We start from the raw sequence: 26485 nt of genomic DNA on the forward strand, positions 1-26485 counted from the left end.
TGCCAGGCCCAGAAACCCCAAGGGCCGCGCGAGGCGGCCCTTGGGCTCCAGGCGCGCGATCAGGCCGTGGCCGGCTGCTCGTCCTCACGCACGAAGGTCGTCTCCTTGAACCACATGGCGTAGAACACGAACAGCAGCGCCACCGCCGCCATCAGCGCCGCGAAGAACAGGAAGTACATCGGGCCGACCAGGGAGTAGGTCGAGACCTGGACCTGGCCGGCGTCGAAGCTGCCGCTGCTGGCCAGCGGCTGGCGCTGGACCTTGTCGAGCAGGCGCAGGCGGCCGCCAACGGCATCGACCTCGCCGACCAGGAAGGTGCCGGCCAGCGGCTGGCTCTTGCCCTCGGCGGTGACGAGCTGCACGCCGGAGTCGCCGCCGTCGAAGTCGATCTTCTGGCCGGTGACGAATTCGCTGGCGCCTTCCAGCGTCACCCAGGTCTGCTCGCCGACCTCGACACTCGCCACCGTCAGCGGCTTGACCATGAGGGTGTTGACCGCGGCGGTGAAGGCGTTGCCGACGCTGGTGGAAAGCAGGAACAGGCTCATGATGAAGCTCTTCATGTACAGCGGCGCCTGCTTGTAGCTGTATTCCAGCGCGGTGATCGACACCAGCACCTCGGAGGCGGTGAGCACCGCGTAGGCGCTGATCTGCCACCACATGCTGATGCGCTGACCGTCCTGGATCACCTGCTCGACATAGGCGACCAGCAGGAAGGAACTGGCGGTGACGAACATGCCCATGCCGATCTTGCGCAGCGGGGTGACGGTGAAGAACCTGCCCATCAGCGGATAGATGCCGAAGGTGAAGATCGGCACCAGGATCAGGATGAAGATGCCGTTCACCACCTGCACCTGGGCCGGCAGCATCTCGTAGGTGGCCAGCGATTCAAAGCCGGGCACGCCGGCCAAAAAACCGAACAGGTGCTTGTCCATCAGCGCCGACTGCGCCTGGATGGTCCAGCTGTTGCCGTTGCTCTGCTCCCACAGCGACCAGAAGAAGGCGACGAACAGATACAGCACCGCCAGCTTGCCGACGATCCTCAAACCCTCGCCGGTGAGCGAGCGCTCCAGCCAGTGGCGTAGCTCCGGCGGCAGGCGGTCGCGCAGGCCGGTCTTGAGGAATAGCGCCGCGACGGCCGACAAGGTACCGATCAGGGTCGTGGTGGCGAGCAGGATGTTGTTGCCGCTGACCATGAACACGAAGCCGGTGAAGGCCAGCACCGCGAAGAACACCAGCAGGAAGGCCGGCAGCGCCAGGCCGGGCTTGCTCATCGCCGCCGGCACCACCGCGAACTTCCGGCGCCCCAGCCAGAACACCAGCGTGGCGAACGCCATCATCACGCCCGGCATGCCGAAGGCGAACTTGGGGCCGTAGTCGGGATTAGCCAGCAACACCGGGCAGAAGTAGATCGAGATCGAGGAGCCGGCGTTGATCGCCAGGTAGAAATAGCTGAAGGCGCGTTCGATCAGGTGCGCATTGGCGCTGGTGAACTGGTCGCCGACATTGGTGGACACGCAGGGCTTGATGCCGCCGGTGCCGAAGGCGACCAGGAACATGCCGACCACCATGCTGGCTTCGCCGCCGCCGCCGAAGGCGATGGTGAAGCAGCCGGTCACATAGACCATCGAGAAGCTGATGATGGTGCGGAACTTGGCGAGGAAGATGTCCGACACCATCGCGCCGAGCAGCGGGAAGAAGTAGGCGCCGGCCTTGAACAGTGCCTGCCAGGTCGCTGCCTTGGCGTCGCCAAAGTGCAGGAACTGGATCATGTACTGCACCAGAATCGCGTTGATGCCGTAGTAGCAGAAGCGCTCGGCAAACTCGTTGGCGACGATGTAGGGGATGCTCTTGGGCATGCGCGCGGCCGTGGCCGGCGCGAGGGTGGCGGTGGTCATGATGATGGGGGATTCGGGTATGGATCGATGCTAGCACGCGGCATGCCGCGGCCCCCTGAAAGCCACGCCCGCCGCGGTCTGATCGCGGCGCTCAGGCCAGGCTGGCGAGCGGCAGGAACAGCGCCGCGGGCTGATCCTGAAAACGGCGGAAGCCGTGGCCCTCGAACCAGGCCTCCTCCTGCTCGTCGCGCGGCGCGGCCAGCAGGGCGTAAACCGGCATGATGTCGGCCGCCGCCGCGGAGCGCAGTATCGCGTCGGCGAGCAGCAGGGCGCCGAGGCTGCGCCCCTGCAGGCTGCGGTCCAGCGCCAGCCGGCTGAGCCGCAGGGCCGGCAGCGGCGCCGCATGGCTGGTGCCGCCGCCGATGCTGATCGCGCTCAGGGTGTAGTAGCCCAGCACCCGGCTGGGCACCAGGGCATCGGTCAGCACATAGACCCGCGCCAGGTCGAAGCGCTCCTGGGTCAGCGCCTGGCGTAGCAGGAACTCGTTCTGGCGCTCGTCGCCGCAGTCAAAGCTGTTCAGCTCGTGGCGCGCCGGGTCCAGGCGCTGGAACAGGCTGGCCAGCGCCGAGTCCAGGCCGCGGTGCCTTTGCAGGGCGTCCAGCAAGGCCGGGCTGGTCAGCGCCGGGCTACCGGTATCCGCCCGCAGCAGCGCCAGGTCGGCGGCGGACAGCTGTAGTTCGGCGTTCTCGCCCAGAAGGCGCCGCGCCTCGGCGAGCGCCGAGGCCAGCACGAAGGCGGTGGCGTTGCTGCCCTTGAGGCTGGCGGCCTGGTTGATCAGCGCCTTGTCCTGCGGCGACAGGCGCATTTCCATGCGCGCCTCGGCGAGTACCCGGACATTCGACTTCTGGTCCCTTTGCATGCGCAGTCCGCCAAAAGAAAACCCGCGATGCTCGATTAAAGCGCATCGCGGGTTCCAGAGCGAGCGCGACTCGTTAGGGCGCGGCAGTCTCGGCCTGGGTGCAGGTCTCGTAGACGCGCACGGTGTCGATCAGATCCACCGACAACAAGGTGGAGCTGATGCTCAGCCGCACCTCGTCGTAAGGCTTGGTATTGGCGCCGCCGAGCAGGTTCAGGCCCGACTCGCCAAGCAGGCCCGAGAGGCCCAGCAGGTCGAGGTTGGTGGCATCGGCGGTGAACTGTTCCTGCTGGGCATTGGCCAGGAAGGTAGTGACCGTCAGAGTGCGCAACAGGCTGATGTCGGCGGTGGCCGGCGGCTGCTCGATGACAAAGCCCGCGAAGTTGCCGGCCGGCACCGCCGCTGGCAATTTCACCTTGTAAGAGATCGAACCGAGCAGGTTGAGCAGGGCGCTGTTGACCGGCTCCAGTAGGGCGACCGCGTACTGCATGGTGGTGAAGGTCTGGGTCAGGCTGTCGGCGCCGAAGGCCGGCTGTTCGACCGCGCAGAGTTCGACCGCCGGGGTGGTTAGCTGACCCACCAAGCACAGCAAGCCACCGGTTTCGCCGGTCGCCACGGAAGTGTTCGGAGCAAACTGCGTGCAACTGGCCAAGGGCCCGGTGGTCGGCACCTCGCAGGCGTCGCCCACACCGTCGCCATCGCTGTCGAGCTGGTCGGGATTGGCGACCGTCGGGCAGTTGTCGTCGACATCCGGCACGCCGTCGTTGTCGTCGTCGGTTTCGCAGGCATCACCGGTCCCGTCGCCGTCAGAGTCGGTCTGGTCGGGATTGGGCACGGTCGGGCAGTTGTCACCGCCGCCGTTGCCGTCGTCGTCGGGCACGCCGTCGCCGTCGTCATCGTTGTCGCAGGCATTGCCCTGACCATCGCCGTCGGTATCGAGCTGGTCGGGGTTGGCCACGACGGGGCAGTTGTCGCCACTATCCGGCACGCCGTCGCCGTCGTCATCGCTGTCGCAGGCATCGCCCTGACCATCGCCGTCGGTGTCGAGCTGGTTCGGATTCGCCACCACGGGACAGTTGTCGCCGCCATCCGGCACGCCATCGTTGTCGTCGTCGCTATCGCAGGCATTGCCCTGGGCATCGCCGTCGGAGTTGAGCTGGTCGGTATTGGGGGTCGTCGGGCAGTTGTCCACCGAGTCCAGTACGCCGTCGCCATCGCCGTCGGGGATGGAAGTCGGCGGGCCACCGACGTCGGAGTCCTGCGCGCGGTTGCAGGCGGAAAGGCCGACGCTGCCACAAAGGGCCAAGGCCAGTAGCCAGTGGCTGCCGTGGAAAGAGAGCTTGGGAATCATGGTTTCGGTCCTTGAGAACTGGAAACGGCGCGTCCTGCGCGGGCGGAAAATGACGGTGCCTCAGGGCGCAACAGGTGTCGGCTCGGCAGCGGCGGGGGCTTCGCTGGCCGCGGGTTGCGGCGGCGCGATGATGTTGAACTCGACGCGGCGGTTGGTCTCGCGACCTTCCGGCGTCTCGTTGCTGGCCACCGGGCTAGCTTCGCCCAGGCCCTTGGAGCTGAGCCGCTCGGCGGCGATGCCCTTGCCAACCAGATAGTTCAGCGCCGAAGCCGCGCGCGCCGCCGACAGTTTGAGGTTGTAAGCCTCGGGGCCGATGCTGTCGGTGTGGCCGACGATCTCGGCCTTCAATTCGCTCTGCGAAGACAGGAACTTCACCACGTCATCGAGCAAGCGCTGGCCATTGAGCTGCAGGCGCGCGGAGTCAAAGTCGAAGCTGACATCGCGCAGCACGATGAGCGTCTGGCTTTCCACCACGCAACCGCGACCATCGACCTTGGCACCTTTCAGCGTGCCGGGGCAGCGGTCGAACTCGTCGGGAATGCCGTCGCTGTCGCTATCCAGCGCCGGCACCAATACCTCGCGGACCACCACCTTCTCGACCGTGACCGGCACTTCCTTCACGGTCTGCTTTTCGGGGCCGAGCGCGATTTCCAGACCCAGGTGCAGACGGTAGTCGAGATAGCCGTCCTGGAAGCTGTCGTGCACCACTCGCGCGTCGCCGCGGCCACGCAGCCAGCGCAGGTTGCCGATGCGGGCGACCAGACCGACGCCGGCCTCGGCCTCGAAGGAACCACTGTCTTCGGAGTCCGGAACCACGTCGTTGTAGGCATAGCCCAAGCCAGCCAGGACGAAGGGCGTCAGTTGCTCGCGGTTGCCGAAGGCGTACTGCAGGTCGGCACCGAGTACCGACTGGTAGAAATCGGTGCCACGACCGGCACCCGTCTCCAGCGTGCTGTAGTCGAAGCGGCCTTCCAGCCACCAGCGTCCCGTGTCAGATAGAGGGTAGCCAAAGCCCGCCTGCAGGCCGGTGCCGCGGTCCTCGGTGCCGCGATCGCTGTCGGGCTTGGTATAAGAGCCGGTGATGAACAGATGCGGGCGGTTGCCGTCAGCGCCTAGAACCTGTTCGGTGGTTTCCTGCGCCTGAGCGGCGCCAAGACCGAGCATCGCGGCCAAAGCCGTGACCAGAACTTTCTTATTCATTGTTCGACCTTCCCCGTCGCGATTACTGCCTACCCACCCTGCCACTACATTCATTAGGGCAATGTTCATGCCCGGCCAGGTGCTCCGATGCCGACAGTATGAGTTTTTGCGCAATGCAGCAATATGACTTTGGTATCAGCTTTGGGGCTGGGGCCGTTCAGCTGAGCAGGAAGCTGACCGGCCCGTCATTGACCAGGGCGACTTTCATGTCGGCGCCAAACACGCCGGACTGGGTGGCCGGCAGCCGCTCGCGACACTCGGCCAGCAGGCGCTCGAACAGACCGCGCGCGCGCTCGGGCGCTGCAGCGCTGGTGAAACTGGCACGGCTGCCGCTGCGGGTATCGGCAGCCAGAGTGAACTGCGGCACCAAGATCAGGCCGCCGCCGATGTCGAGCACACTCAGATTCATCTTGCCGGCGTCGTCGGCGAACAGCCGGTAATCGAGCAGGCGCTGCGCCAGGCGCCGGGCCTGGGTTTCATCATCCTCGCGGGCGACGCCCACCAGCACCAGCAGCCCCCGGTCGATGCGCGCCACCACCTCGCCTTCGACGCGCACGCTGGCGCAACTCACCCTTTGCAGCAGACCGATCATCTCCGGCACTCCTAGCCATCACGGCTTTTAGAATGTCTGGATGAGTGAACGGAAGAAAGCCGCGCTGCGCGGCCTCTTGCGCGGGCTGGGCTACCTGCCCCTGCCGCTGACGCACGCCCTCGCGGCCCTGCCGAGCCTGTTGTTGCTGCTGCTGCCCAACCGCTTGCGGCGAGTCAGCAGGCAACAGCTGCGCTACTGCCTACCGGAGCTGGGCAGGGCGCGGCGGCTGGGTATTGTCGCCGCCAGTCTGGCGCATTCGATGATGGCGACGCTGGAAGCCCCGGCGATCTGGTTTGGCCCGGAGTGGCGTCTACGCCGCTGGCTGCGGTCGCCCGAGGCCGCCGCGCAGCTGGCGGCGCTGCGCGCGCAGGGGCGCGGGCTGATCCTGCTCTGCCCGCACTGGGGCGCCTGGGAGCTGGCCGGCATGTTCTGCGCCGCGCAGGGCCCGATGACCTCGGTCTACAAGCCGCAGAAGGGCGTGATGGAGGCGCTGATCCTGGAAGGCCGCTCGCGCCTGGGTGCGCAACTGGCTCCGACCAGTCCGGCCGGCGTGAAGCAGGTGCTCTCGGCGCTCCGGCGCGGCGAGATGGTCGGCATCCTGCCCGACCACGACCCGCCCGAGGGCAGCGGCGTCTACGCGCCCTTGTTCGGCCACCCGGCGCACACCATGGAGCTGGTGACCAAGCTGGCGGCGCGGACCGGCGCGCCGGTCTGGTTCTGCCTGGCCGAGCGCCGGCCGCTGCTCGGTTTCCGCATCCGCCTACAGCCGGCCCCGGTCGCAATCAGCGACACTCGGCAAGGTCCGGCCGCGCTCAATGCCGGCGTGGAAGCGGTGATCCGCGCTGCGCCCAGGCAATACTGGTGGGGCTATCAGCGCTACCGTCGGCGGCCGCCCGGCAGTGTTGATCCCTATGCCTGAAGGCCAACTTGAGTCAGGATGGCCGCCCGCTTGAGCCGGGCGGCCAAACATTAAAAAATCCGCGCCGGCCGCGGGAACTCGCGCCGCATCGCCCCGGTCGGAGCGCGCGAGACACCCGCAGCATCCGCAGCAACCCACTCCTAAAAAACCTAGAGAAGACATGGAGCACGACATCCTCATCGAGGCGCGCGGGCTGACCCGCCGCTACGGCCCAAACGTGGCCGTCGAGAGCATCGACCTGACGCTAAGGCGCGGCGAGATCCTCGGCCTGCTCGGCCCCAACGGCGCCGGCAAATCCACCACCATGAAGATGCTCACCGGCAATCTGGCGCCCACCGGCGGCACGGTGAAGATCAATGGCATCGACCTCGCCGCCGACCCCAAGGGGGCCAAGCGCGCGATCGGCTATCTGCCCGAGCAGCCGCCGGTGCACCCGGAGCTGACCGTCGACGAATACCTGGAATTCGCCGCCGCCCTGCACGGCGTCGCCAGGAAGGACCGCGCCGCGGCACTGCAACGCGCCAAGCAGGCCTGCGGGCTCACCGAGGTCAGCCGCCGGCTGATCGGCAATCTCTCGAAGGGCTACCAGCAGCGCGTGGGTCTCGCCCAGGCGATCATCCACCGGCCGCCGGTGATCATCCTCGACGAGCCGACCGTGGGTCTGGACCCGATCCAGATCCGCGAGATCCGCAGCCTGATCGCGACGCTGGCCAAGGAGCACAGCGTGATCCTGTCCAGCCACATCCTCCCGGAGATTCAGGCGGTGTGCTCGCGGGTGATGATCGTCAACCGCGGCCGCGTGGTGTTCCACGAGTCGCTGGCCAAGCTCGCCAGCGAGGCGGTACCCAGCTACTACGTGCAGTTCAGCCGCCCGCCCGAGCATCTGGAACTGCCGGGCGTGTCGGCGATCAGCGCGCTCGGCGAAGGCCGCTACCGCATCGAGAGCGACCCCAGCTTCGACCCGCGCGAGGCGCTGGTGGAGCGCAGCGTCGCCAACGGCTGGGGCCTGCTGGAACTGCGCCGCCAGACCCGCAGCCTGGAAGAAATCTTCGTCTCGCTCACCTCGGGCGAGGCCACTGAATTGAGGAAAGCCGCATGAGCCCGGTGTTTGCCATCGCGCGCCACGAGGCGCGCCGCATCTTTGTATCGCCGCTGGCCTGGACGGTGCTGGCGGTGCTGCAGTTCATCCTCGGCATGGTGTTCTTCCTCACCCTGGCGCAGATCGCGGCGGAGCCGGGCATGCTCAACGAGCAGGCCGGTGTCGCCGACTACATCGGCGGCTCGCTGTACGGTTTTTCCTCAATTTTGCTGCTGCTGATCATCCCGCTGTTGACCATGCGGCTGTTCGCCGAGGACAAGAAGTCCGGCAGCCTCACCCTGCTGACCAGCGCGCCGGCCTCGATCACCGAGATCGTGCTCGGCAAGTACCTGGGCCTCTGCGTGTTCTTCCTGGCGGCGCTGGCGCTGATGGCGGCGATGCCGCTGTCCCTACTCGGTGGCACCGACCTCGATCTCGGCCGCATCGCCGCCGGTCTCCTGGGCGTGTTCCTGCTGATGCTGGCCTTCGGCGCGGCGGGGCTGTTCATGTCCACGCTCACCCGCGAGCCGGTGATCGCCGCGGTCGGCGGCTTTGGCCTCTTGCTGGTGGTCTGGCTGCTGGAGGCGATGGCCTACAACGGCAATACCTTCTCCGAGCTGTTCCGCCAGCTCTCGCTGATCGGCCATTTCGAAAAACTGCGGCGCGGCGTGTTCAGCACCGCCGATCTCGCCTACTACACGCTGTTCATCGTCCTGTTCCTGTGGCTGTCGGTGCAGCGCCTGGACCTCGAACGCAACTAATCCGAAACCGAACATGAAAAAGACCAACCTCCGCATCCAGCAGGCGGTTTCGGCCCTGCTGATGCTCGCCGTCATCGGCCTCGCCGGCTGGCTGTCCAACCAGTACAAGCTGGAGTTCGACTGGACCGCCAACCAGCGCAACACCCTAACCGCGGCCTCGATCAAGCAGCTCGACAACATGAAGGAGCCGGTGAAGGTGCTGGCCTTCGCCACCAGCGGCGCCGAGAGCCGCGCCGAGATCGAGCAGTTCTTCGGCCGCTACATCAAGGCCAAGCCGGATCTCGCGGTCGAGTACATCGACCCGATCAAGAACCCGGCCAAGGTCCGCGAATACAACATCAGCAACGTCGGCGACCTGGTGATCGAATACCAGGGCCGCCGCGAGACGGTGCGCGCCGGCGAGATGAACGAGTCGGCGGTGACGCCGGCGCTGCAGCGCCTGAGCTTTGCCGAAGAGCGCTGGCTGGTGTTCCTCCAGGGTCACGGCGAGCACGACGCCGCCGAGCCGGGCGCCTCCGGCTACGGCCAGTTCGTGCAGGCCCTGCACGACAACGGCCTCAAGACCCAGCCGCTCAACCTCGCCACCAGCCCAAGGGTGCCGGACAACGCCGCGGCCCTGGTGGTCGCCGGTCCGCAGGTGGCGCTCACCGAAGGCGAGACCCAGATCCTGGTCGACTACGTCAAACGTGGTGGCAACCTGCTCTGGCTCTCCGACCCCGACAGCCCGCCGCCGCCGCCGGCACTGGCGCAGTTGCTGGGCGTGCGCTTCGACAAGGGCACCGCGATCTTCCCCGAGTTCGCGGCCCTGGGCGGCGACCCGAGCATGTTCCTCACCGCCAGCTATCCGCGCACGCCGGTCACCGGCGAGCTGCGCGAGAATACCGCCTTCCCGCTGATGCGCTCGATCAGCACCGACCCGGCGGCGAAGCCGGACCCGGCCTTCAAATCGCAGCCCTTCCTGCAATCCTCGCCGGACGCCTGGCTGGAGACCGGCCCGCTGTCGGGCGAGGTTGGCTTCGATGCCGACCAGGGCGATGTCCAGGGTCCGCTGACCCTGGGCCTGCTGCTCAACCGCAGCGTCGCGGGTGAGAAGCCGGCGGATGCCGCCGCGGATGCCAAGGTGCCGGAGAAGCCACAGCGCGTCGCGCTGATCGGCGATTCCGACTTTCTCAGCAATGCCTTCATCGGCCAGCTCGGCAACTCCAAGCTGGGCCTCAATCTGGCGCGCTGGCTGGCCAGCCGCGACGACCAGTTGGATATCACCATTCCTCCGGCGCGCGACCAGTCGCTGAATCTCTCGCCGCTGGCGGCGCTGCTGATCCAGTTCGGCTTCCTGTTGCTGCTGCCGCTGGCGTTGCTGGCCGTGGGCATCGGCCGCTGGCTGTCGCGTCGCCGCCGCTAGTGAGCCCGGGATTTCAGGGACTGCCAGTGGCAGTCCCTGCCGGGCGAACGGGCGGGGCTGGGGCCCCGCCCTGGAGCACATGGAGAAAACGATGAACCGCAATACGCTCAACCTGACGCTCGCCGTGCTGGTCGCCGCCCTCGCCGGCGGCGCCTGGTACGCGCAGAAGCAGAAAGACGCCGCCAAGCCGGCGCTCACCACCATCGCCGCCGAGGGTCTCTCCAGCGCCAGCGTGCAATGGCCGGACGCGCCCGAGATCAAGCTGGTGAAGCAAGGCGGCCAGTGGCGGCTGACCGCGCCGGTCGCGGCACGCGCCGACCGCTTCGAGGTACTCAACTTCGGCAATCTCGCCACCGCCGAGGTAAAGGAAACCCTCAGCCCCGAGGGCCTGGACCTCAAGCAACTGGGCCTGGACCCGCCCGAGCGGGTGCTGACGCTCAACGACCAGCGCATCGAGTTCGGCGCCACCGATCCGATCGAATCGCGTCGCTACGTGAAGCTGGGCGACAAGGTGATGCTGATCGACGATCCGGTCAGCGCCGCCTTTGATCGCGACTATCAGGACCTCATCGCCAAGGAGCTGTTCGCCGCCGACGAGGAGCTGGTCGGCATCGCGCTACCGGGCTTAAGCCTGAGCAAGGGCGAGGACGGCAGCTGGAAGGCCGAGCCGGCTTCCGCCGAGGCGACTCCGGCCGCCCTGACCAAGCTGGCGGAGGGCTGGAAAGCCGCCAGCGCGATGTGGAACGAGGCCGGCGGTGAAGCGCCCGTGGGCCCGCAGCTGCGCTTTACGCTGAAGGGCGGCGAGCAGCGCGAGTTCATCGTCGCCGGCAGCGAGCCGCAGTTCTCGCTGTACTCGCCAACGGCGAAGATCCGCTACCAGCTGTCGAAGGCGCTGGCCGAGGAGCTGCTGCACCTGCCCAAAGCATCTGAGCCGCCGGTCGGGAAGTCGGAGGCCGCGCCCGAATCCTGAGGAGTATTTTGCCAGCGGCACAGTAGAATTCGCCGCCACCGGCCCGGGTAGTATTTTTTGCTTGGCCGGTCGCGTGCCGAGCCCGCATGAAAATCCTCCTCGTCGATCCCAACCTGAGCGAGCGGCAGGCCAGCCGCCAGTTGCTGGAAGACGACTGCGCCCTGCGCGAGGCCGAGACCGGCGCCGAGGCGCTGAAGCTGATCGAGCCGGATACCACCTGCGTGCTGGTGGAGTACGCGTTGCCGGACATGAGCGGCGTGGAGTTCCTGGTGCAGCTGCGCAGCCAGGGGCAGGATCTGCCCGTGGTGCTGCTGACCGCCAATGAAAGCCCCGACGTCGCCGCCCGCGCCCGTCAGTGCGGCGCCGACGAGGTGCTGCCCAAGCACATGGCCAACGCCGAGAGCTTGCGCCGCGCCATCCTCGGCGCGGTCAACCGCCGCGCGCTGGAAAGCAATCTGCGCCGCGAACGCGCGCGACCGGAGCTGATCTACCGGCTGATCGACGAGAGCGAAGACCTGTTCTTCGCGCTCGGCCGCCACGGCGAGATCGTCGAGGCCAATCTCGCCACCGAGCGCGCGCTGGGCTTCAGCAAGCAAGAGCTGCTCGGCAGCCAGCTCAGCAACCATCCGCTGTTCGATCGCGTCGCCGGACGCCTGCTGGACCGCCTGCGCAGCGCCAATCTCAACGAATCGCTGCGGCTGGAAGGCGAGCTGGTGCACGCCGACGGCACACCGGTGCCCACCGAGATCAACGTCATGCGGGTGCGGGTCAGCGGCGAGGATTTTCTGGTAGCGGTGGCGCGCAACATCAGCGAGCGCAAGGCGCTGGAAGAGCACCTGCGGCGCTTGAGCCTCAATGACGCGCTCACCGGCATCGCCAACCGCCGCGCCTTCGAGGCCCGCCTGGCCGACGAGTGGCGGCGCGCCGCCCGCGCCGGCTCCTCGCTGGCCTTGCTGCTGATCGACATCGACCACTTCAAAGCCTACAACGATGCCCTCGGCCACCCGGCCGGCGACGCCTGCTTGCGGGCGGTGGCCAGCCGCCTGAGCGCAGCCATGCGCCGCCCCGAGGATCTGCTGGCGCGCTATGGCGGCGAGGAATTCGTCGTACTGCTGCCGGCCACTGACAGCACCGGCGCCACAAATTTCGCCCAGCACTTGCAGGAAACCCTGCGCCGCGCGGCGCTGCCGCACCCGGCCTCGCCAACCGGGGCACAGGTGTCGATCAGCATCGGCGCGACCACCACCCAGCAGTTTCTCGAGCGCTCGCCCTCGACGCTGGTGGCCGCGGCCGATGTCGCGCTCTACGAGGCCAAGGCCGCTGGCCGCGACTGCCTGCGCTTCCGCGCCGCCTGAGCAACCGGCTCCAGGGCTACTTCTTGCCCCACTTGGCCGTGGTCTTCTGCATCAGGCGGAAGAAGGTCTGCGGCGAGGCGCGCTTGACCAGGGCCTGCACGCGGGTGTCCTTGTGGGTGAGCACCAGGAACTGACGCTTTTCCACCGCGCTGGCGATCTGCGCGGCAACATCGGCGGCGGTGACGCCGGACTTCTTCATGAACTTGTGCACCATCGCCACCGTGCCGGGCTGAGTGACTCGCGCGGCGTTCATCAGATTGGTGGGGAAAAACGCCGGGCAGACCACCGAGACGCCGATGCCAAATGGCGCCAGCTCGTGCAGCAGGGTTTCCGATAGCGAGATCACCCCGGCCTTGGCGACGTTGTAGGAGGCCATCGCCGGCGGATTGGCGATGCCGGCGAAGCTCGCGATGTTCACCACGTAGCCGGACTTCTGGGCCTTGAACAAGGGCGCGAAAGTCTTGCAGCCGCGCACCACGCCCAGGAGATTGATGTTGAGCACCCAGTCCCAGTCGCTGAGCGGCGCTTCCTCGATGCTGCCGGCGGTGGCGACACCGGCATTGTTCACCAGCAGGTCCAGCCCACCCCATTCGCGCTGCACCCGCTCGCGGGCGGCGATGAAGTCTTCCTCGCGGGTGACGTCGAGCGCGAAGGCAAGGCCGGAGCCGCCTTCCTTCTCGACGTGCGCGAGCGTCTCGGCGACGCTGGCGGCGTCGCGGTCGGTGCAGGCCACGCGCGCGCCCGAGGCGGCATAGTGGAGGGCGATGGCGCGGCCGAGGCCGGACCCGGCACCGGTGACAAGGATTCGTAGGCTCATGACCGCATCATCGTTGCCGGCGGCGGCCACGCGCAAGCGGCTTAAGCGAACGCCAGCTCGCGGTCGTCGATGAACTCGAAGCGGTAGCTCTTGGCACCCAGCTTGGCTTCTTGGTAGTCGGCGATGCGCGCCAAGCGGGCCGGCACCTTCATCAGCTTGGCCTGCGCCTCGGCGCCCTCGCCATTCAGGCCGCTCATCCCGGCGATGCCCCAGTGCTCCAGCAGTTCCTCGACGATCTTCTGGTACTGGCGCGGGCCGAAGATGTCGTAGCGCTGCACCACGTCGGAGAGCTCCTTGAAGCCCGCGATGTTGTGGCCGGGCATGGCGAAGGCCAGCGTCACCTTCAGCAGCGAGCTGAGCGCACGGTTGGGATCAAGCTTGAGGATCTCGGCGAAGCAGGCGCGGTAGAACTGGTAGTGACGCGACTCGTCACCGGCCAGATGCGCCAGCACCCGCTGCAGCATCGGCTCGTGCTCGCCGGCGAGGCGGCCGGTGTTGGCGTGGCTGATCTGGGTCGCCTTCTCCTGCAGCGAGGTGTAGGCGAGCAGGCGATAGGGATCCTGCTCCCAGTCCGGATCGAAGCCGGCGGCGATGTACTGGTACTGCAGGCGTTCTAGCGCGCCCATGTTGAACAGCCGCGCGTCGCGCACGTAGTCGCGCATGGCGCAGCCGTGGCGGTCTTCCTCCGCGGTCCAGATGTTGTTCCAGGCGCGCCACACCGACTCGTTGCTCATGTGCACGGCGATCAGCCGGTGGAAATGCGGCAGACCTTCCTCGGTGAGCAGATTGAGTGCCACGGCGACGCGCACGCCGTCGGGCAGGCCACGGGCGCGGGCGCGCAGCTCGCTGAGCATGCGGTCGTCAGCTTCGCCCAGGCCGGCATCGGCCGGCATCAGATCGTTGGGGAACCAGAGCTTGCGGCGCTCCAGGTGCCGCTCCATCTCCAGGGCGACGGTCGGCTCCATCGCCACCAGCACCTCGATCTGTTGCGGGGTACCGAATCGGCTCGCGGCGAGCGGGGGTTGAACTAGGGTGGTCATGGCTTCCTCGGGCGTCTGACGCGGTGCGTCCCGGTACGGCTCTGCCGGCCGTTCGGACGCTGAAAGTATAGGCAAACCCGATGCCGCGCCGGCGCCGCGCTAACTCTTGATCAGCGTCAGGAATTCCTGGCGGGTACGCGAATCGTCGCGGAAGCGGCCTTCCATCATCGAGGTGGTCATCGAGGAGTTCTGCTTCTCGACACCGCGCATCATCGCGCACATGTGTCTCGCTTCGATGACAACCGCCACGCCCTTGGCGTCGGTGACTTCGAGGATGCAGTCGCCGATCTGCTTGGTGAGCTGCTCCTGGATCTGCAGGCGGCGCGCGAACATATCGACGATGCGCGGGATCTTCGACAGCCCCAGCACCTTGCCGTTGGGGATGTAGCCGATATGGGCGCGGCCGAAGAACGGCAGCAGATGGTGCTCGCACATCGAGTACAACTCGATGTCCTTGACGATCACCATCTCGTTGTTGGTGGTGGCGAACAGCGCGCCGTTGATCAGTTCCTCCAGGCTCTGGCGATAGCCCTGGGTGAGGAACAGCATCGCCTTCGAGGCTCGCTGCGGCGTGTTGAGCAGGCCTTCGCGAGTCGGGTCTTCGCCAACGGCCTTGAGGATGGAGCGGTATTCGGCTTCCACGGCTAGAGTCTGGTCTGTCGTGTGTAAGTGGTGTGCGATTATGGCATGCCCGGTTTTCACCTCATGTCCGCTCCCATACCCCCAGCCAGGCCCGCGCAGACGGTGCGCGCGGTGCCCATCGACCTGATCCGCCCCGGCAGCCAGCAGGCGCGCCGGAGCTTCGACGCGGGCGCGCTGGCGGAGCTGGCCGAGAGCATCCGCGAGAGCGGCATCGTCCAGCCGCTGGTGCTGCGCACCCGGGTCTGGGGCTACGAAATCCTCGCCGGCGAACGCCGCTGGCGCGCGGCGCAACAGGCCGGGCTACACGAGGTGCCGGCGCTGCTGCGCGACGACTTAAGCGAGGACGAGGCCTATGTCCTCGGCCTGATCGAAAACCTGCAGCGCGAATCGCTGACGCCGATGGAGGCCGCCGCCGGCCTGCGCCGGCTGGGCGAACTACACACGCTGACCCACGAGGAAATCGCCCAGCGCATCGGCAAGTCGCGGGTCTACGTCACCAATGTGCTGCGCCTGCTCAATCTCGACCCGGCGGTGCAGACCCTGGTCGACGAGGGCCATCTCTCGCTAGGCCACGCCAAGGTGCTGGCGGGCCTGGCCGCCGATGCGCAGAAGCGCTGGGCCGGCGAAGTGATCGGCCGCGGACTGACCGTGCGCACCCTGGAGCGCCGTGTCGCCCGCAGCCGGCGCGGCCAGCCGGCGCGCCCCGCCAAGCCCGCCGACTGGCGCCGGCTGGAGCGCGAGCTCTCCGACCTGCTGGGCTTTGCCGTCGAACTCAAGGCCGACAAGGCTGGGCAGGGTGAGCTGCGGGTGGCCTTTCACTCCCTGGACGAGCTCGACGGCTTGCTGGCGCGGCTGGGGTATGAAGGCGGTTGAGGTCTCTACACAAATTCGTTCTGCCAAGCTTTCACATGAAACCAAACCGAGTTCTTGCACTGCTATTGCTGTTGGTGGCGACCAGCCTTAGGGCCGCGCCGGCATCGGGCGGCGAGCCCCTGTGGGACGCGGGCCTGCTGGCCGGCGGGCTCTACTCGCCGGACTATCCGGCGGCGGCCAGCAATCACTGGAACGGCCTGGCTCTGCCCTACGCCTATTACCGCGGCCAGCGACTGCGCGCCGACCAAGCCGGTCTGCGTGGCCGGTTTTCGCTCGGCGAGCGCCTGGAGTTCAGCCTCGGGCTGGGCGGCGCCTTCCCGGTGCGCTCGCGCGACAACGCCGAACGCGAGGGCATGCCCGATCTCGGCTATCTGCTGGAAGCCGGCCCGACCATCGGCTATCGGCTATACGAAGACGGCGCCAGCAAGCTGCGCCTGCTGGCGCAGGCGCGCGCGGTGTTCGCGGTCAGCGGTGATGATCGCGGCTATCAGGGCCTCGCCCTGCAACCGGAGTTGAGCTACCGGCGAAACGGATTTCTGCGCCCCGATCTGCAACTGCTGGCCGGCGTCTGGGCGCGCTTTGGCCAGGATGGCCTGAACCGGCGCTTCTACGAGGTGCGGCCGGCCGATGTCCGTCCCGACCGGCCGGCTTACCAGGCCCGCGATGGCTATCAGCAATCGGCGCTCAGCCTCGGCCTGCGTCACCGCTTCAGCCCGGATCTGAGCCTGTTCCTGGGCGGCCAGCTGTTCCTCACTACCGCAGCCGCCAACTCAGAGAGCCCGCTGTTCCGCCGCAATAGCAACTTCACCGTCGGCGCCGCGCTGCAATACCGCCTCTTTCACAGCAAGCAGACGCTTGCCGATCAGGACTAATCAAGCCTTAAGGCAGACCGCTGACGAGGCGCGCGCGCAGCCGCCCTTGCGCGACGAACAGGAACAGAAAGGGAATGAAGGCCGACAGCAGCGGGTTTCTGCCGGCACAGGCCGAGAACAACAGGGCCAGACCACTCGCGGCCAAGAGCCATAGCGAAGCCCGACGCGAAGCCCGTGGCGGCGCTCCGACAACGCCGATATAGCCGGCCGGCAAGGCGCAGGTACTGACCACGCCGAGCGCCAGCACCCAGGCCAGCATCGCGGTCGCCTCCAGCCGGCCGTACAGCGTGTTCAATGTCTGCCAGCCGAGCGCCAGGGCTAGCAGGCCACTAAGAAAATAGGCGCCGATCGCCAGATAAATCCGATTCAAGGGCTGCCGCAGGTACCAGCCGGCGACGGTCACCGTCAGTGCCAGCAACGAGCAGAGCAGATAGGGGGTCAGCCATTCCTGGGGCGTCTTCGGTGACAGCAAGCGCATGTACACCAGAAAGCTCGCCAGCGGCAGCGGCTCCAACCACTGCAACCAGGGCCGGGACAATGGCCCGCGTCGAGCCAGGGAAATACGCAAGGAATTCACTGTGGGTTTTAGATACTCTGCTGCCCTGAATCCGACACCGTGTTCGCCATGAACTCCGCGCCAGGCCCAACGACTTTGCCATCGACACGCGACTGGGTTCCAGAAACCGCGTTCGGCAAATGGTTTCTCAGCACCAACATCTGGCGGAAGTATGTACTGGAGCTGGCCGTCGCCGACTTGCGACGACTGGGTGGCGAGGGCGTCGCCGGCGTCGAGAAGATGCTGGATGTCGGCTGCGGTCAGGGCGTTGCCCTGCCGCTGCTGATGCAGCACTTCCAGCCGCGGAGTCTGCTGGGGATCGACATCGACGCGGCCCAGGTCGAGAAGGCCCGGCAAGCCGCCGCCCACGGTGGCGGCCAGGTCTCGGTGTTGCAAAGCTCGGTCACCCGGCTCAACCTCCCCGACAGTTCGGTGGACCTGATCTTCTGCCACCAACTGATCCACCATGTCGCCCACCAGGAAGCCGCCCTGCGGGAGCTGTATCGGGTGCTGGCTCCCGGCGGGGCGCTGCTACTCAGCGAATCCTGCGCCGCCTTCATCCATACCTGGAGCGTGCGCCTCTTGTTCCGACACCCGGAGGGCGTGCAGAAGTCCGCCGACCAGTATCTGGCCCTGGTGCGCTCCATCGGCTTCGTGGTCGACCCGCAACAGACCGAGGCCTCGACTCCCTGGTGGTCACTGCCGGACTTCGGCCTGCTCCGGCGCCTGGGCCTGCAAGGCCGCACTCCGGAAGTGACCGAGGTTCTGATGGTGGCGCGCAAACCGGGGCTGGCCTGAGTCGGCCGGCGCACCACCCGCCGGCTCAGACCAGCATCACCGCAATCCGGCCCTGCGCCAGCCGCCGGGCAGCGGCATGCACTTCAAAGTCGTAGAGCATGCCCTCGGCATTGACCAGCAGCCTTCGGGCAGTGATGGTCAGCGCCGACTCCAGCGCATCAATGGTCTCGCAGGCAAGCTCCAGCTTGCGCACGCTGACCAGCCGCCCCGGCCGCGCGCCGCCAATCAGCCCGCCGTGCACGGCGCTGGCCTGGGCGCCGTATTCGACCAGGCTCAGGGCGCTTAACCGGTCGGCGCCGCGCAGGGGGTTTCCGGGATCGCGATGACTCCCACTGCGGCAGCGGATCGACGCCACGTCCCAATGCTCCACCGCGTCGAGCAGGCACATCGTCCCGGCATGCGGGATCAGCGCGGCGATGCCGGCGCGATCCAGCAGATCGCTCATGACAACTCCACCCGCAGCGTGCCGCCCGCCGCCGGCAGCACCACGCTGCCCCGACCTTGCGCCAGAGCCACCAGCAAGGGCAGCGCGCGCGCCGCCGGGTTGCTCAGCCGCAAAGCCTCCAGGCTCACATCGGCGCAGCGACTTTCGGCATCGTCGGCGCCGCCGCGCTGCAAGTGCAGCCGCGCCAGCGCCGGTCCGCTGCCCGGTGCCCGCAGCGCCAGAGCCAGCGCCGCCGGCTGGGCGATCTTGCGGCTGGCGTAGAGCGGCACCGGTGGCGGCAGGTCGTAGGCGACCAGCAGCACCGGTAGCTCCTCGACCAAGGCCAGGGCTCCGGCTTCCAGCAGTCCGGCGGTAAAGCTGAAGTCCCAGGCGGAGAGGCTGCTCGAAGGCAGCCGGCAGCCGGCAGCGATGCTCCAGTAGCCGGCGGCGGCGTTGTGCACGCAGTTGTGAAAGTCGGTTGGCGATACCAGCCGCGCCGGCTCCGCCAGGGCATGGCAGATGCGATGGATGATCGGCGTGTCGGCCTCGGAAGTGACGAACACCGTGGCCCAGTCCGCCGGCTGCAGGCCGCCGTTGTCGACGGCGTCTTCCGCCGCGGCAAACGCCAGGCGCACGGTGGGCGGCGCCCGGCGGCGCTCGTTCGCCGGCAGCAGCGTCATCGCCGATGGTGGCAGCTCGGCCAGCGCATGCGCCTGCTCGCCGCGCAGCACCGCCTGCGACGCCACCCAGCCGGCGAGCCCCGGCATGCTCAGGCCGACGGCAAGCAGATCGAGCTTCACGGCAGCCTCCCGAACAGCAGGCTGCAATTGTTGCCGCCGAACCCGAAGGCATTGCTGAGCACCTGCCGCAGCTTGAGCTCGCGGCCTTCGAGCAGAATCCGGCCTTGCAGCGCCGGGTCGACCACCTGGGTGTTGAGGCTGCCCGGCGCAAAGCCCTGTTCGATCGCGAGCAGGGCCACCGCGGCGCCAACCATGCCGGCGGCACCCAGGGTGTGTCCGAAGTAGCCCTTGGTCGAGCTGGCCGGCACCGCGGCGCCAAACAGCCGGAACACGGCGTGATCCTCGGCGAGATCATTGGCCGGAGTCGCAGTGCCGTGCAGGTGGATGTAGTCCACCGACTCGGCGGCGAGACCGGCCCGGTGCAGCGCCGCCTGCATCGCCGCGGCGGCACCGCGGCCTTCGGGCTCGGGCGCCGACATGTGGTGCGCGTCCGAGGACTCGCCATAACCCAGCAGACCCAGCTCCGCTTCGGCCGGCGCCGGCACCAGCAGCGCGAAGCCGGCGGCCTCGCCGATGGAGATGCCACGGCGGCCGGCATCGGCCGGCCGGCAGGGCTCCGGCGACACCAGTTGCAGGGCATTGAAGCCATAGAGCGTGGTCAGGCAGAGCGAGTCGGCACCGCCCACCACCGCCGCATCGCAGAGGCCCGCGGCCAGCGCCCGACGCGCCGAGGCAAAAACCTTGGCGGAGGAGGAGCAGGCGGTGGAGATGGCCAGCACGACGCCCTCCAGACCCAGTCGCAGACGCACGTAGTCGGCCACCGAATAGGCGTTCTGCGAGGTCTGGTAGTTGAACCAATCGGGCAGGTGGTCAGTGTTGCGATCACGGAGCAGATAGGCGCGCTCGGTCTGCTGCACGCCGGCGGTGGAAGTCCCGATGAAGACGCCAATGCGCGCGGCGCCATAGCGCGCGCGCAGCCTGGAGACAGCGTCCATCAGGCCATCCTGCTGCAGGCTCAGTTCGATCAGGCGGTTGTTGCGGCAGTCCCAGCTCCGCCATTGCGTGGGCAGGGGGCGATCCAGGCCGGCGACCTCGCCGACCCAGGCCTCCAGCCCGCACTGCGGCGCGAGCCCGCCGCGGCCGGCGCGCAGCGCCTCGACCTGTGCCGCGCGGCCGGCTCCCAGCGCGGTGGTGAGGCTGTAGTTGAGCACCGCCAGTGGCGGCATCGGAGTGTTCATTCCGCCCAGAAATCGTAGAAGTTGAACCAATTGTAGGGGGCGCTCCGCGCCTGCCGGGCCAACCACTCCGCATAGCGCTGCATCGCCTCGCGGGCCAGTTCGCCGCGCTGTCCGCGGGCGGCTTCGAGCCCGGCGCTGAACAGCTCGAAACGCGCCAGGTATTTCCGGCCACCGCAGGGCACTGCGTAGCCGAGGATCACCGGGCAGCGCAATGCCACGGCGAGCTGCCAGGGGCCGAGCGGGAAGCGCGCCGGCGCGCCGAGAAAATCGACGCTCTCGGTCGCCTCGCCAGCGCGAGCGCGGTCGACCATCATGCCCACCAGCTTGCCGGCCGCGAGCGTCTCCCGCAGCTTCAGCACTAAGCTGGGCCCAGGCTGGTCGGCGTCGATCACCTGGGCGGAAAAATCCGGCGCCACCCGCTCCAGTGCCTGGGTGATGCGGGCACCGTGGGCACGGTCCATCAGGATCGCCAGCGGCACCTCCGCCTGGCGGATGCCGGAAGTGCGCATCGCCTCAAAGCTGCCGAAGTGGCTGACCATCAGCAGCGCGCCGCCGCGCCGGCCGATCGCCAGCACCTCGTCGGCCAGTTCGATCTGCACCTCGATCTCCTTGCCGCCGGCAAGCAGGAACACCCGGTCGAGCGCGCAGCCGGAAAAACACCAGAAATGCTGCCAGAGATCGCGCCAACCTGGCGCGCGGCCCAGGGCGCGGCGCAGATACTGGCGGCTAGCGCGCCGCGCGGCGCCGGCAGTGAGCAGGAAGTAGAACGTCACGAACGCCAATACGAAGCGCGCGGCCCGGCGCCCGAGAAAGCGCGCGGTGGCGAACAGGATGCCGATGCCCAGCGCGCTGCCGCGCTCGCGCTGCTGCTGCCAGCTGGTCTTAGCCATGACTGAAGCGGCCCTGTGCAGCAGGCGTTTCACCAACCCACAGGCTGAAGTCGCTCTGGCCAGGACCGGCGCTGACCACGATCCGCAATTGGTCCCCAGGTCGCACCGGGGAAAGGAACTTGGCGGTGAGCAGACCCAACAGTCGAGCACCCGATGGCAACTCCGCACGGCAGGCCTGCCAGGCCCAGTCCAGCAGCACCACGCCCGGCACCAGCGGCTCGCCGGGGAAGTGGCCAGGCAAGCTGGGATGATCGGCGGACACCAAGATGCGGGTCTCAGCCATGGAGCAGTTCCAGCAAGGCCGCTCTCGGCAGCTTGCCAACCGCATTGCGCGGCAGCGCTGCCACCTTCTTCAATGGACGCGGCAGGAACACCGGGTCTAGCCGCGCCGCCAGCGCCGCCAAGAGCTGCGCCTCGCTGAGTCCGGGCGCCACCACCAGCGCGGCCGGACGCTGGTTCACTACCGTGGCCTCGTCCGCCTCGGGCAGCAGCACCACGCCGTCTTCGACGCCGGCGATACCGAGCAGGGTCTGGGTCAGTTCCGCCAAGGCGATGCGCTTGCCGGCCACCTTGATCAGCTCGGCGCTACGCCCCAGCAGGCGGAAGTGTTCGCCATCCAGGCATTCGACCTCGTCGGCCAGTGGCACCGGATCGGGCAGGTAGTCGGCATGTAGAAAGCTGCCGGCAGCCAGGGTCTCCAGCTTCAGTTCCGGGTACAGCCGCCAGCGCGGGTCGGCGACCGGACGGCGGGTGGCGATACTGCCTGCCTCGGTACAGCCGTAGATCTCGAACAACGGCGCGTTGAACCGCGCCTCGGCGTCCTGCGCCAAGGCGAGCGGCAGCGGTGCGGTGGCAGACAGCAGCAGCTTCAGCTCAGGCAGCGCCGGTGCCGCCGCGACCAAGGCCCGCAGGTGCACTGGCGTAGTCACCAGCATGCGCGGCGCCGGCAGCGCCGCCAGTGTCGCGCGCACGTCCTGGGGAAAGAACGGCTGACCGGCATCGGCGATACCGCCGCCGGCGAGCGCCATCATCACGGTGGTTTCCAGGCCATACATGTGCTGGGCCGGCACCGTGGCGGCGATGTGCAAGCCCTGCCCGAAGCGGTCCATCGCCAGGCGGGCAGTGGCGATCAGCATCGCCCAGGTCTTGGCATTGGGCTGCGGCGCGCCGGTGCTGCCACTGGTGTAGGCGATGGCCGCCAGCTGGGTCGCCGGCAATTCCGGCACCGGGCCGGTCCAGTCGGGCAGATCGAAGGCGAGACGCAGACAGTGATCCCCCGGCGCGGTGCATTGCGCCGGCTGGTCGCTGAGCACCATCGCCGACGGGTGCGCCGCACGCAGGCTGGCGAGTGCCGCCGGATGGCCGGCGGGCGGCAGCAGGCAGGGCTTGTTGCGCAGCAAGGCGGCGGCGAAGGCAAGCAGGAAGCCGGCACGGTTGGCGGCCAGCGGCAGCACCTCCCGGGCGGCATCCGGCAACTCCGAGGCCAGCTGCCGGGCCGCAGCCAGAAACGCGGCCTGGCTCACCGGCGCGCCCTCCAGCCAGAGCAGCGGCGCCTGCGGCCGGTAGTCGTGGATCAGCGGCAGCATCGGCTTCACCGCGACGCCCTGGGCGGACCACGGACGATCATCCGCAGATAGGCGACAAAGCCCGGATGCGCATAGGCCGGGAACCAGTGTCGGCGCAGCAGGTATTCGACCACCAGCACCAGGCCGATCAGCACATAGCTGAACACATTGGCGAACCAGGACCACAGCTGTAGTTGCCCAGACAGGCAGAGCAGCAGGGCGACCAGGGCCAGACTGGCGGTGAAGCCGGTCCAGAACCAGGTGAGCCTACGTGTGTAGCTGCGCAGATACTGCGGCAGCGGCCCGCGGGTTTCGGCCACCAGGGTGATCAGCGGCGTACGTCCGGCGCGCAGGCTCAAGCCAAAGCCCGCCGCCATCGCACCGGGCAGCACCAGGGGTGGCAGGAACAGGCCGTACTGCCCCCCGCCGGAGTGCACCAGCAGCCAGAGCAACAGCGCCAGTCCGCCCAGCCAGGCCCAGGCAGGCGCGCTGCCCCGCAGAAGACCGCCACTGAGTGGAACGCCCACGATGGCCATCAGCGCCAGCCACTGCAAGCCCGGCGAGCCGAGGCTGGTGGCGAGATGCGAGAGCAGTGGGTAGCCGACGCTCAGCGTCGCCGGCAACAGGACGCGGGCTGGCGGCAGCGGCATCAGCCCTTGCGGAGTGAGGCCACATGCGCGGCGAGGCCGCGCACGCTGGCGAAGGCGCGCTTGGTCGCCTCGTCCTCCGAGCGCAGCTCCACGCCATAGCGCTGCTGGATCGCTAGGGCGATCTCCAGCGCGTCGATCGAGTCCAGGCCCCAGCCACGCTCGTGATCGCCAAACAGCGGCGCTTCGGGATCGGTGGCCGCGGCATCGCGACCCTCCAGATTAAGGGCGCCGATCAGCAGCTCGGCCAATTCGAGTTCGGTGGTGGAAAGGCTAGACATGGTTCCCCGGTTCCCCAAATACAGCGGGCCGATTATTTGTTTGTTTACTTGGTGGCGGAATATTCGCTGAAGATGCCCATCGCCACATGCCGGCTCGGGTTCTGGAAGCCGGCCTGACGCAGCGCCTCCAGGATGGTCTCGGGCGGCACGCACTGGTCGATGGTGTCCCAGTAGTAGCGCATCAGCTGCTCGGCATCGGCGGAGCGCCGGAACAGGCGGGTGACGGCCGGGACCACGCCCCGCAGATAGGCGCGCAGCAGCCAGTAGGCAAAACCGCGTCGCGCCGGCCGGGTGATCTCCAAGAGCAAGACCTTGCCGCCCGGCCGCAGCACCCGGTGGTATTCGCGGAAGGCCAGCACCAGGTCGGAGACATGGCGCAAGGCATAGCCCATGGTGAGCATGTCGAAGCGGTTGGCTTCAAACGGCAAGTCTTCGGCGCCGGCGGTGACGGTCTGGCGTACGCCGGAGTCCCGCGCCACCGCCAGCATGCCTTCGCTGGGATCGGCGGCAATCACCTCGCCCTGGGCGCCGACCACCTCCTGCGCGATCAGCGAGATCACCCCGGTGCCGGCGCCGACATCAAGCAGCTTGGTGCCGGTGCTCAGGCCATGACGGCGCAGCGCGTCGCGGCGATACCAGCGCCCGGAGCCGAAGCTCATCATCGCGGTGATCCAGTCGTAATGCCGCGCCGAGGCATCGAACAGGGTCTTCACCGTCTGCCGCCGCCCGGGCTCGTCGCTGAAGTAGGTCTTGAGCACCGGCAGCGGTGCGATTTGCGCTGCGGAAGAAGCGGGGGGTGTGGGCGACATGGCGACGTTAGAATGTGGCCTGATATGCCTTTCAGTTTCGCACATCCGACTGCGAATGCCCCAGCTTTCCACCACCCCAGCGCGCCCTTTCCGTGTCTGTCACCACGCCGTCGAGGATCAATTCCTACTAGCCAGGGTGTGCCACGGGACGGCGCCGACCAGAGGCGATGACCCCAGGCTGGTGCAGGTGCCACTGCCGGTGCTCACTGGCCCCGCCGAGGATAACTGGCTCAGCCCGACGCCGGTGCAACACGGCTGGTCCGAGGGCCTGGGCTACGCCGAGAACGGCGCGGTGCTGTTTGGCCAGCTGCAAGTCGCGGAGCCCGAGTTGCAGCGGCTGGGGCTGGCCCGCGCCACCTTTCATGCCTACGGCCGCATCGAGCATCTGCTGCGCTCGCGCGGCTATCCGCACTGGCTGCGCACCTGGAACTACCTGGCGGAAATCACCCGTGGCGAGGGCGACGAGGAGCGCTACCGGCAGTTTTCCCTGGGCCGCCACAATGCGCTGGCGCTCAAGCCCGGCTTCGAACAGCAGCTGCCGGCCGCGACCGCGATCGGCACCGCCGAGGGCGGGCTGGTCCTCTATTTTCTGGCGGCGCGCGCGCCCGGGCGGCAGATCGAGAATCCCCGCCAGACCAGCGCCTACGCCTATCCGCGCCAGTACGGGCCGAAAAGCCCCAGCTTCTCGCGCGCCACCCTGGTCGACTGGGCCGACGGCGCGGAGCTGTTGATCTCCGGCACCGCCAGCGTGGTCGGCCATGAAACCCGCCATGTCGGCGATGTTCCGGCGCAGATGCAGGAGGCCCTGGCCAATATCGACAGCCTGCTCGGCGAGGCCGAGCGCCGGCTGGACGCGGAGCCCGGCCGGCTGCGCGCCGAGTCGCTCCGCCTTTATGTGCGCGACCCCGAGCACGCCGCGGCGGCCATGGCCCTGTGCAGCGAGCGCCATCCCGATACCCCGCTGTCGGTGTTGCTGGGCGACATCTGCCGCAGCGAACTGCTGCTGGAAGTCGAAGGCAGCTACCGGGTCCGGCCGTGACCGCGCGGCTGAGCTGGAAGCAGCGGCTGAACCGGCACTGGCGTCTGCACGCCACCGCGTTTGCCTTCACCAGCTTCGGGGTGGGCGCGGTGGTTCTCGGCTTCACCTGGTTTCCGCTGCTGCGCCTGGTCAGCTGGAGCGAGCCACAACTGCGCCGCCGCGCCCGGCTGACCCTGCACCACGCCTTCCGCCTGTTTGTCGGCCTGATGCGCCACACCGGCCTGGTGAGCTACGAGCTGCATGGCCGCGAGCGCCTGCTCGCGCCGGTCCCGCCGGGCGGCCGGCTGATCATCGCCAACCACCCCAGCCTGATCGACGTGGTGCTCTTGGTGTCGTTTCTGCCGGAGGTGGACTGCATCGTCAAAAAAGCGCTCTGGCGCAATCCCTTTCTGCGCTGGCCGGTGGTCTGGGCGGGCTATATCCCCAATGACGAGGGCGAGGCGCTGGTCGCCAATTGCGCCCGGGTGCTGAAGGCCGGCCGGGCCTTGCTGGTGTTCCCGGAAGGCACCCGCAGCCGGCCCGGTCAGCCGTTGGAGATGCGGCGCGGCGCGGCGCAGGTGGCGCTGGCGGCCGGCTGCGAGATTCTGCCGGTTTCGATCATCTGCCAGCCGAGCACACTGACCAAGGCGGAGAAGTGGTGGAACATTCCGCCACGGCGCGCGCATTGGAAAATCACCGTGGAGCCGTCGTTTCAGGCCAGCGAGGTGATCCCCGCGAACCTGCCGCCGGCGCTGGCCGCGCGTCGCCTGAGCCGGTACTTCCAGGACTTTTTTACCGACCGGATCAGGGTGTGTTGACAATAAATACGTCGCTGCGTTGCCGGTCAAAATTGCGTCAGGCAAGGCGCCGGCCGACGCGAAGGCTTGTTGCCTTCG

Annotated in this window: 29 protein-coding genes; 11 read left to right on the forward strand and 18 right to left on the reverse strand. The window is 68.0% G+C overall.

Annotation, left to right across the window (positions count from 1 at the left end; translation table 11 throughout):
* Nucleotides 1–59: 59 nt before the first annotated feature.
* From AC3WT6_RS02050 to dtd, 5 genes are all read right to left on the reverse strand, one after another.
* On the reverse strand, nt 60–1895 hold the full coding sequence (locus tag AC3WT6_RS02050; protein ID WP_492651890.1) for a POT-type proton-dependent oligopeptide transporter: 1836 nt from the start codon (nt 1893–1895) through the stop codon (nt 60–62).
* Nucleotides 1896–1986: 91 nt separating this feature from the next.
* Complete coding sequence (locus AC3WT6_RS02055; RefSeq protein WP_492651891.1) at nt 1987–2754, reverse strand: type II toxin-antitoxin system TacA family antitoxin; 768 nt, start codon at nt 2752–2754, stop codon at nt 1987–1989.
* Between the two features lie 73 nt (nt 2755–2827).
* Nucleotides 2828–4102, reverse strand: a complete 1275-nt coding sequence (locus AC3WT6_RS02060; protein WP_492651892.1) for a thrombospondin type 3 repeat-containing protein — start codon at nt 4100–4102, stop codon at nt 2828–2830.
* Between the two features lie 60 nt (nt 4103–4162).
* Entirely contained in the window at nt 4163–5302 is a 1140-nt protein-coding gene (locus AC3WT6_RS02065; RefSeq protein WP_492651893.1) for an OmpA family protein, read from the reverse strand.
* A 157-nt stretch (nt 5303–5459) separates the two neighbouring features.
* Nucleotides 5460–5894 (reverse strand): D-aminoacyl-tRNA deacylase, encoded by a 435-nt coding sequence (gene dtd, locus AC3WT6_RS02070; protein ID WP_492651894.1) that lies wholly within the window; start codon nt 5892–5894, stop codon nt 5460–5462.
* 40 nt (nt 5895–5934) lie between these two features.
* Between dtd and AC3WT6_RS02075 the strand changes: the two genes are divergently transcribed.
* The 6 genes from AC3WT6_RS02075 to AC3WT6_RS02100 all read left to right on the forward strand — a co-directional run bounded on the left by AC3WT6_RS02075 (nt 5935) and on the right by AC3WT6_RS02100 (nt 12379).
* Nucleotides 5935–6813: a lysophospholipid acyltransferase family protein gene (locus AC3WT6_RS02075; protein WP_492651895.1), complete on the forward strand. Its 879-nt coding sequence runs from the start codon at nt 5935–5937 to the stop codon at nt 6811–6813.
* Between the two features lie 160 nt (nt 6814–6973).
* On the forward strand, nt 6974–7912 hold the full coding sequence (locus AC3WT6_RS02080) for an ABC transporter ATP-binding protein (protein WP_492651896.1): 939 nt from the start codon (nt 6974–6976) through the stop codon (nt 7910–7912).
* Nucleotides 7909–8652 carry an ABC transporter permease subunit gene (locus AC3WT6_RS02085; protein ID WP_492651897.1) on the forward strand — a complete coding sequence of 248 codons (744 nt, stop codon included), beginning with the start codon at nt 7909–7911 and terminating at the stop codon, nt 8650–8652. The genes AC3WT6_RS02080 and AC3WT6_RS02085 overlap by 4 nt, the downstream gene beginning before the upstream one ends.
* A 13-nt stretch (nt 8653–8665) precedes the next feature.
* Complete coding sequence (locus AC3WT6_RS02090) at nt 8666–10054, forward strand: GldG family protein (RefSeq protein ID WP_492651898.1); 1389 nt, start codon at nt 8666–8668, stop codon at nt 10052–10054.
* 91 nt (nt 10055–10145) lie between these two features.
* Nucleotides 10146–11024 (forward strand): DUF4340 domain-containing protein, encoded by an 879-nt coding sequence (locus AC3WT6_RS02095; protein ID WP_492651899.1) that lies wholly within the window; start codon nt 10146–10148, stop codon nt 11022–11024.
* A gap of 86 nt (nt 11025–11110) precedes the next feature.
* Entirely contained in the window at nt 11111–12379 is a 1269-nt protein-coding gene (locus AC3WT6_RS02100; RefSeq protein WP_492651900.1) for a GGDEF domain-containing protein, read from the forward strand.
* Nucleotides 12380–12395: 16 nt separating this feature from the next.
* Here AC3WT6_RS02100 and AC3WT6_RS02105 read toward each other — a convergent pair whose 3' ends face one another.
* The 3 genes from AC3WT6_RS02105 to folE form a co-directional block, all read right to left on the reverse strand.
* A complete protein-coding gene (locus tag AC3WT6_RS02105) occupies nt 12396–13196 on the reverse strand; it encodes an SDR family oxidoreductase (protein ID WP_492651901.1) in 801 nt (266 codons plus the stop codon).
* 41 nt (nt 13197–13237) lie between these two features.
* The gene (locus AC3WT6_RS02110; RefSeq protein ID WP_492651902.1) at nt 13238–14236 is read right to left on the reverse strand and encodes an acyl-ACP desaturase; all 999 of its coding nucleotides are present in this window, start codon (nt 14234–14236) and stop codon (nt 13238–13240) included.
* A 99-nt stretch (nt 14237–14335) separates the two neighbouring features.
* Entirely contained in the window at nt 14336–14878 is a 543-nt protein-coding gene (gene folE / locus AC3WT6_RS02115) for a GTP cyclohydrolase I FolE (RefSeq protein WP_492651903.1), read from the reverse strand.
* 63 nt (nt 14879–14941) lie between these two features.
* Between folE and AC3WT6_RS02120 the strand changes: the two genes are divergently transcribed.
* Nucleotides 14942–15751: a ParB/RepB/Spo0J family partition protein gene (locus tag AC3WT6_RS02120; protein WP_492651904.1), complete on the forward strand. Its 810-nt coding sequence runs from the start codon at nt 14942–14944 to the stop codon at nt 15749–15751.
* 35 nt (nt 15752–15786) lie between these two features.
* Nucleotides 15787–16623 (forward strand): MipA/OmpV family protein, encoded by an 837-nt coding sequence (locus tag AC3WT6_RS02125; RefSeq protein ID WP_492651905.1) that lies wholly within the window; start codon nt 15787–15789, stop codon nt 16621–16623.
* Between the two features lie 7 nt (nt 16624–16630).
* On the opposite strand, the gene AC3WT6_RS02130 is transcribed toward AC3WT6_RS02125, so the two are convergent.
* The gene (locus AC3WT6_RS02130) at nt 16631–17161 is read right to left on the reverse strand and encodes a hypothetical protein (RefSeq protein WP_492651906.1); all 531 of its coding nucleotides are present in this window, start codon (nt 17159–17161) and stop codon (nt 16631–16633) included.
* A gap of 87 nt (nt 17162–17248) precedes the next feature.
* Between AC3WT6_RS02130 and AC3WT6_RS02135 the strand changes: the two genes are divergently transcribed.
* Nucleotides 17249–17977 carry a class I SAM-dependent methyltransferase gene (locus AC3WT6_RS02135; RefSeq protein ID WP_492651907.1) on the forward strand — a complete coding sequence of 243 codons (729 nt, stop codon included), beginning with the start codon at nt 17249–17251 and terminating at the stop codon, nt 17975–17977.
* Nucleotides 17978–18002: 25 nt separating this feature from the next.
* Here the strand turns inward: AC3WT6_RS02135 and AC3WT6_RS02140 are convergent, their stop codons facing one another.
* Genes AC3WT6_RS02140 through AC3WT6_RS02180 form a run of 9 tightly spaced genes read right to left on the reverse strand, consistent with a single transcriptional unit; the run spans nt 18003 to nt 24571 of the window.
* Nucleotides 18003–18422, reverse strand: coding sequence for a hotdog family protein (locus tag AC3WT6_RS02140; RefSeq protein ID WP_492651908.1), 420 nt, complete (start codon nt 18420–18422; stop codon nt 18003–18005).
* Entirely contained in the window at nt 18419–19201 is a 783-nt protein-coding gene (locus tag AC3WT6_RS02145) for a beta-ketoacyl synthase chain length factor (RefSeq protein ID WP_492651909.1), read from the reverse strand. Before AC3WT6_RS02145 ends, AC3WT6_RS02140 begins: the two co-directional genes overlap by 4 nt.
* A complete protein-coding gene (locus tag AC3WT6_RS02150; protein ID WP_492652834.1) occupies nt 19198–20367 on the reverse strand; it encodes a beta-ketoacyl-ACP synthase in 1170 nt (389 codons plus the stop codon). Before AC3WT6_RS02150 ends, AC3WT6_RS02145 begins: the two co-directional genes overlap by 4 nt.
* A gap of 8 nt (nt 20368–20375) precedes the next feature.
* Nucleotides 20376–21269 (reverse strand): lysophospholipid acyltransferase family protein, encoded by an 894-nt coding sequence (locus AC3WT6_RS02155; RefSeq protein WP_492651910.1) that lies wholly within the window; start codon nt 21267–21269, stop codon nt 20376–20378.
* The gene (locus AC3WT6_RS02160; protein WP_492651911.1) at nt 21262–21552 is read right to left on the reverse strand and encodes a 3-hydroxyacyl-ACP dehydratase FabZ family protein; all 291 of its coding nucleotides are present in this window, start codon (nt 21550–21552) and stop codon (nt 21262–21264) included. Before AC3WT6_RS02160 ends, AC3WT6_RS02155 begins: the two co-directional genes overlap by 8 nt.
* Nucleotides 21545–22855 carry an AMP-binding protein gene (locus AC3WT6_RS02165; protein ID WP_492652835.1) on the reverse strand — a complete coding sequence of 437 codons (1311 nt, stop codon included), beginning with the start codon at nt 22853–22855 and terminating at the stop codon, nt 21545–21547. Before AC3WT6_RS02165 ends, AC3WT6_RS02160 begins: the two co-directional genes overlap by 8 nt.
* A gap of 5 nt (nt 22856–22860) precedes the next feature.
* The gene (locus tag AC3WT6_RS02170) at nt 22861–23484 is read right to left on the reverse strand and encodes a COG4648 family protein (protein ID WP_492651912.1); all 624 of its coding nucleotides are present in this window, start codon (nt 23482–23484) and stop codon (nt 22861–22863) included.
* Nucleotides 23484–23762 (reverse strand): phosphopantetheine-binding protein, encoded by a 279-nt coding sequence (locus AC3WT6_RS02175; protein ID WP_492651913.1) that lies wholly within the window; start codon nt 23760–23762, stop codon nt 23484–23486. Before AC3WT6_RS02175 ends, AC3WT6_RS02170 begins: the two co-directional genes overlap by 1 nt.
* 44 nt (nt 23763–23806) lie before the next feature.
* Complete coding sequence (locus AC3WT6_RS02180; RefSeq protein WP_492651914.1) at nt 23807–24571, reverse strand: class I SAM-dependent methyltransferase; 765 nt, start codon at nt 24569–24571, stop codon at nt 23807–23809.
* Between the two features lie 181 nt (nt 24572–24752).
* Here AC3WT6_RS02180 and AC3WT6_RS02185 point away from each other — a divergent pair, with 181 nt between their 5' ends.
* Nucleotides 24753–25610 carry a chorismate transformation FkbO/Hyg5 family protein gene (locus tag AC3WT6_RS02185; protein WP_492651915.1) on the forward strand — a complete coding sequence of 286 codons (858 nt, stop codon included), beginning with the start codon at nt 24753–24755 and terminating at the stop codon, nt 25608–25610.
* Nucleotides 25607–26407, forward strand: coding sequence for a lysophospholipid acyltransferase family protein (locus AC3WT6_RS02190; protein WP_492651916.1), 801 nt, complete (start codon nt 25607–25609; stop codon nt 26405–26407). Before AC3WT6_RS02185 ends, AC3WT6_RS02190 begins: the two co-directional genes overlap by 4 nt.
* Nucleotides 26408–26485 lie beyond the last annotated feature (78 nt).

It is taken from the genome of Stagnimonas sp. FW305-C-60 (assembly GCF_058782965.1).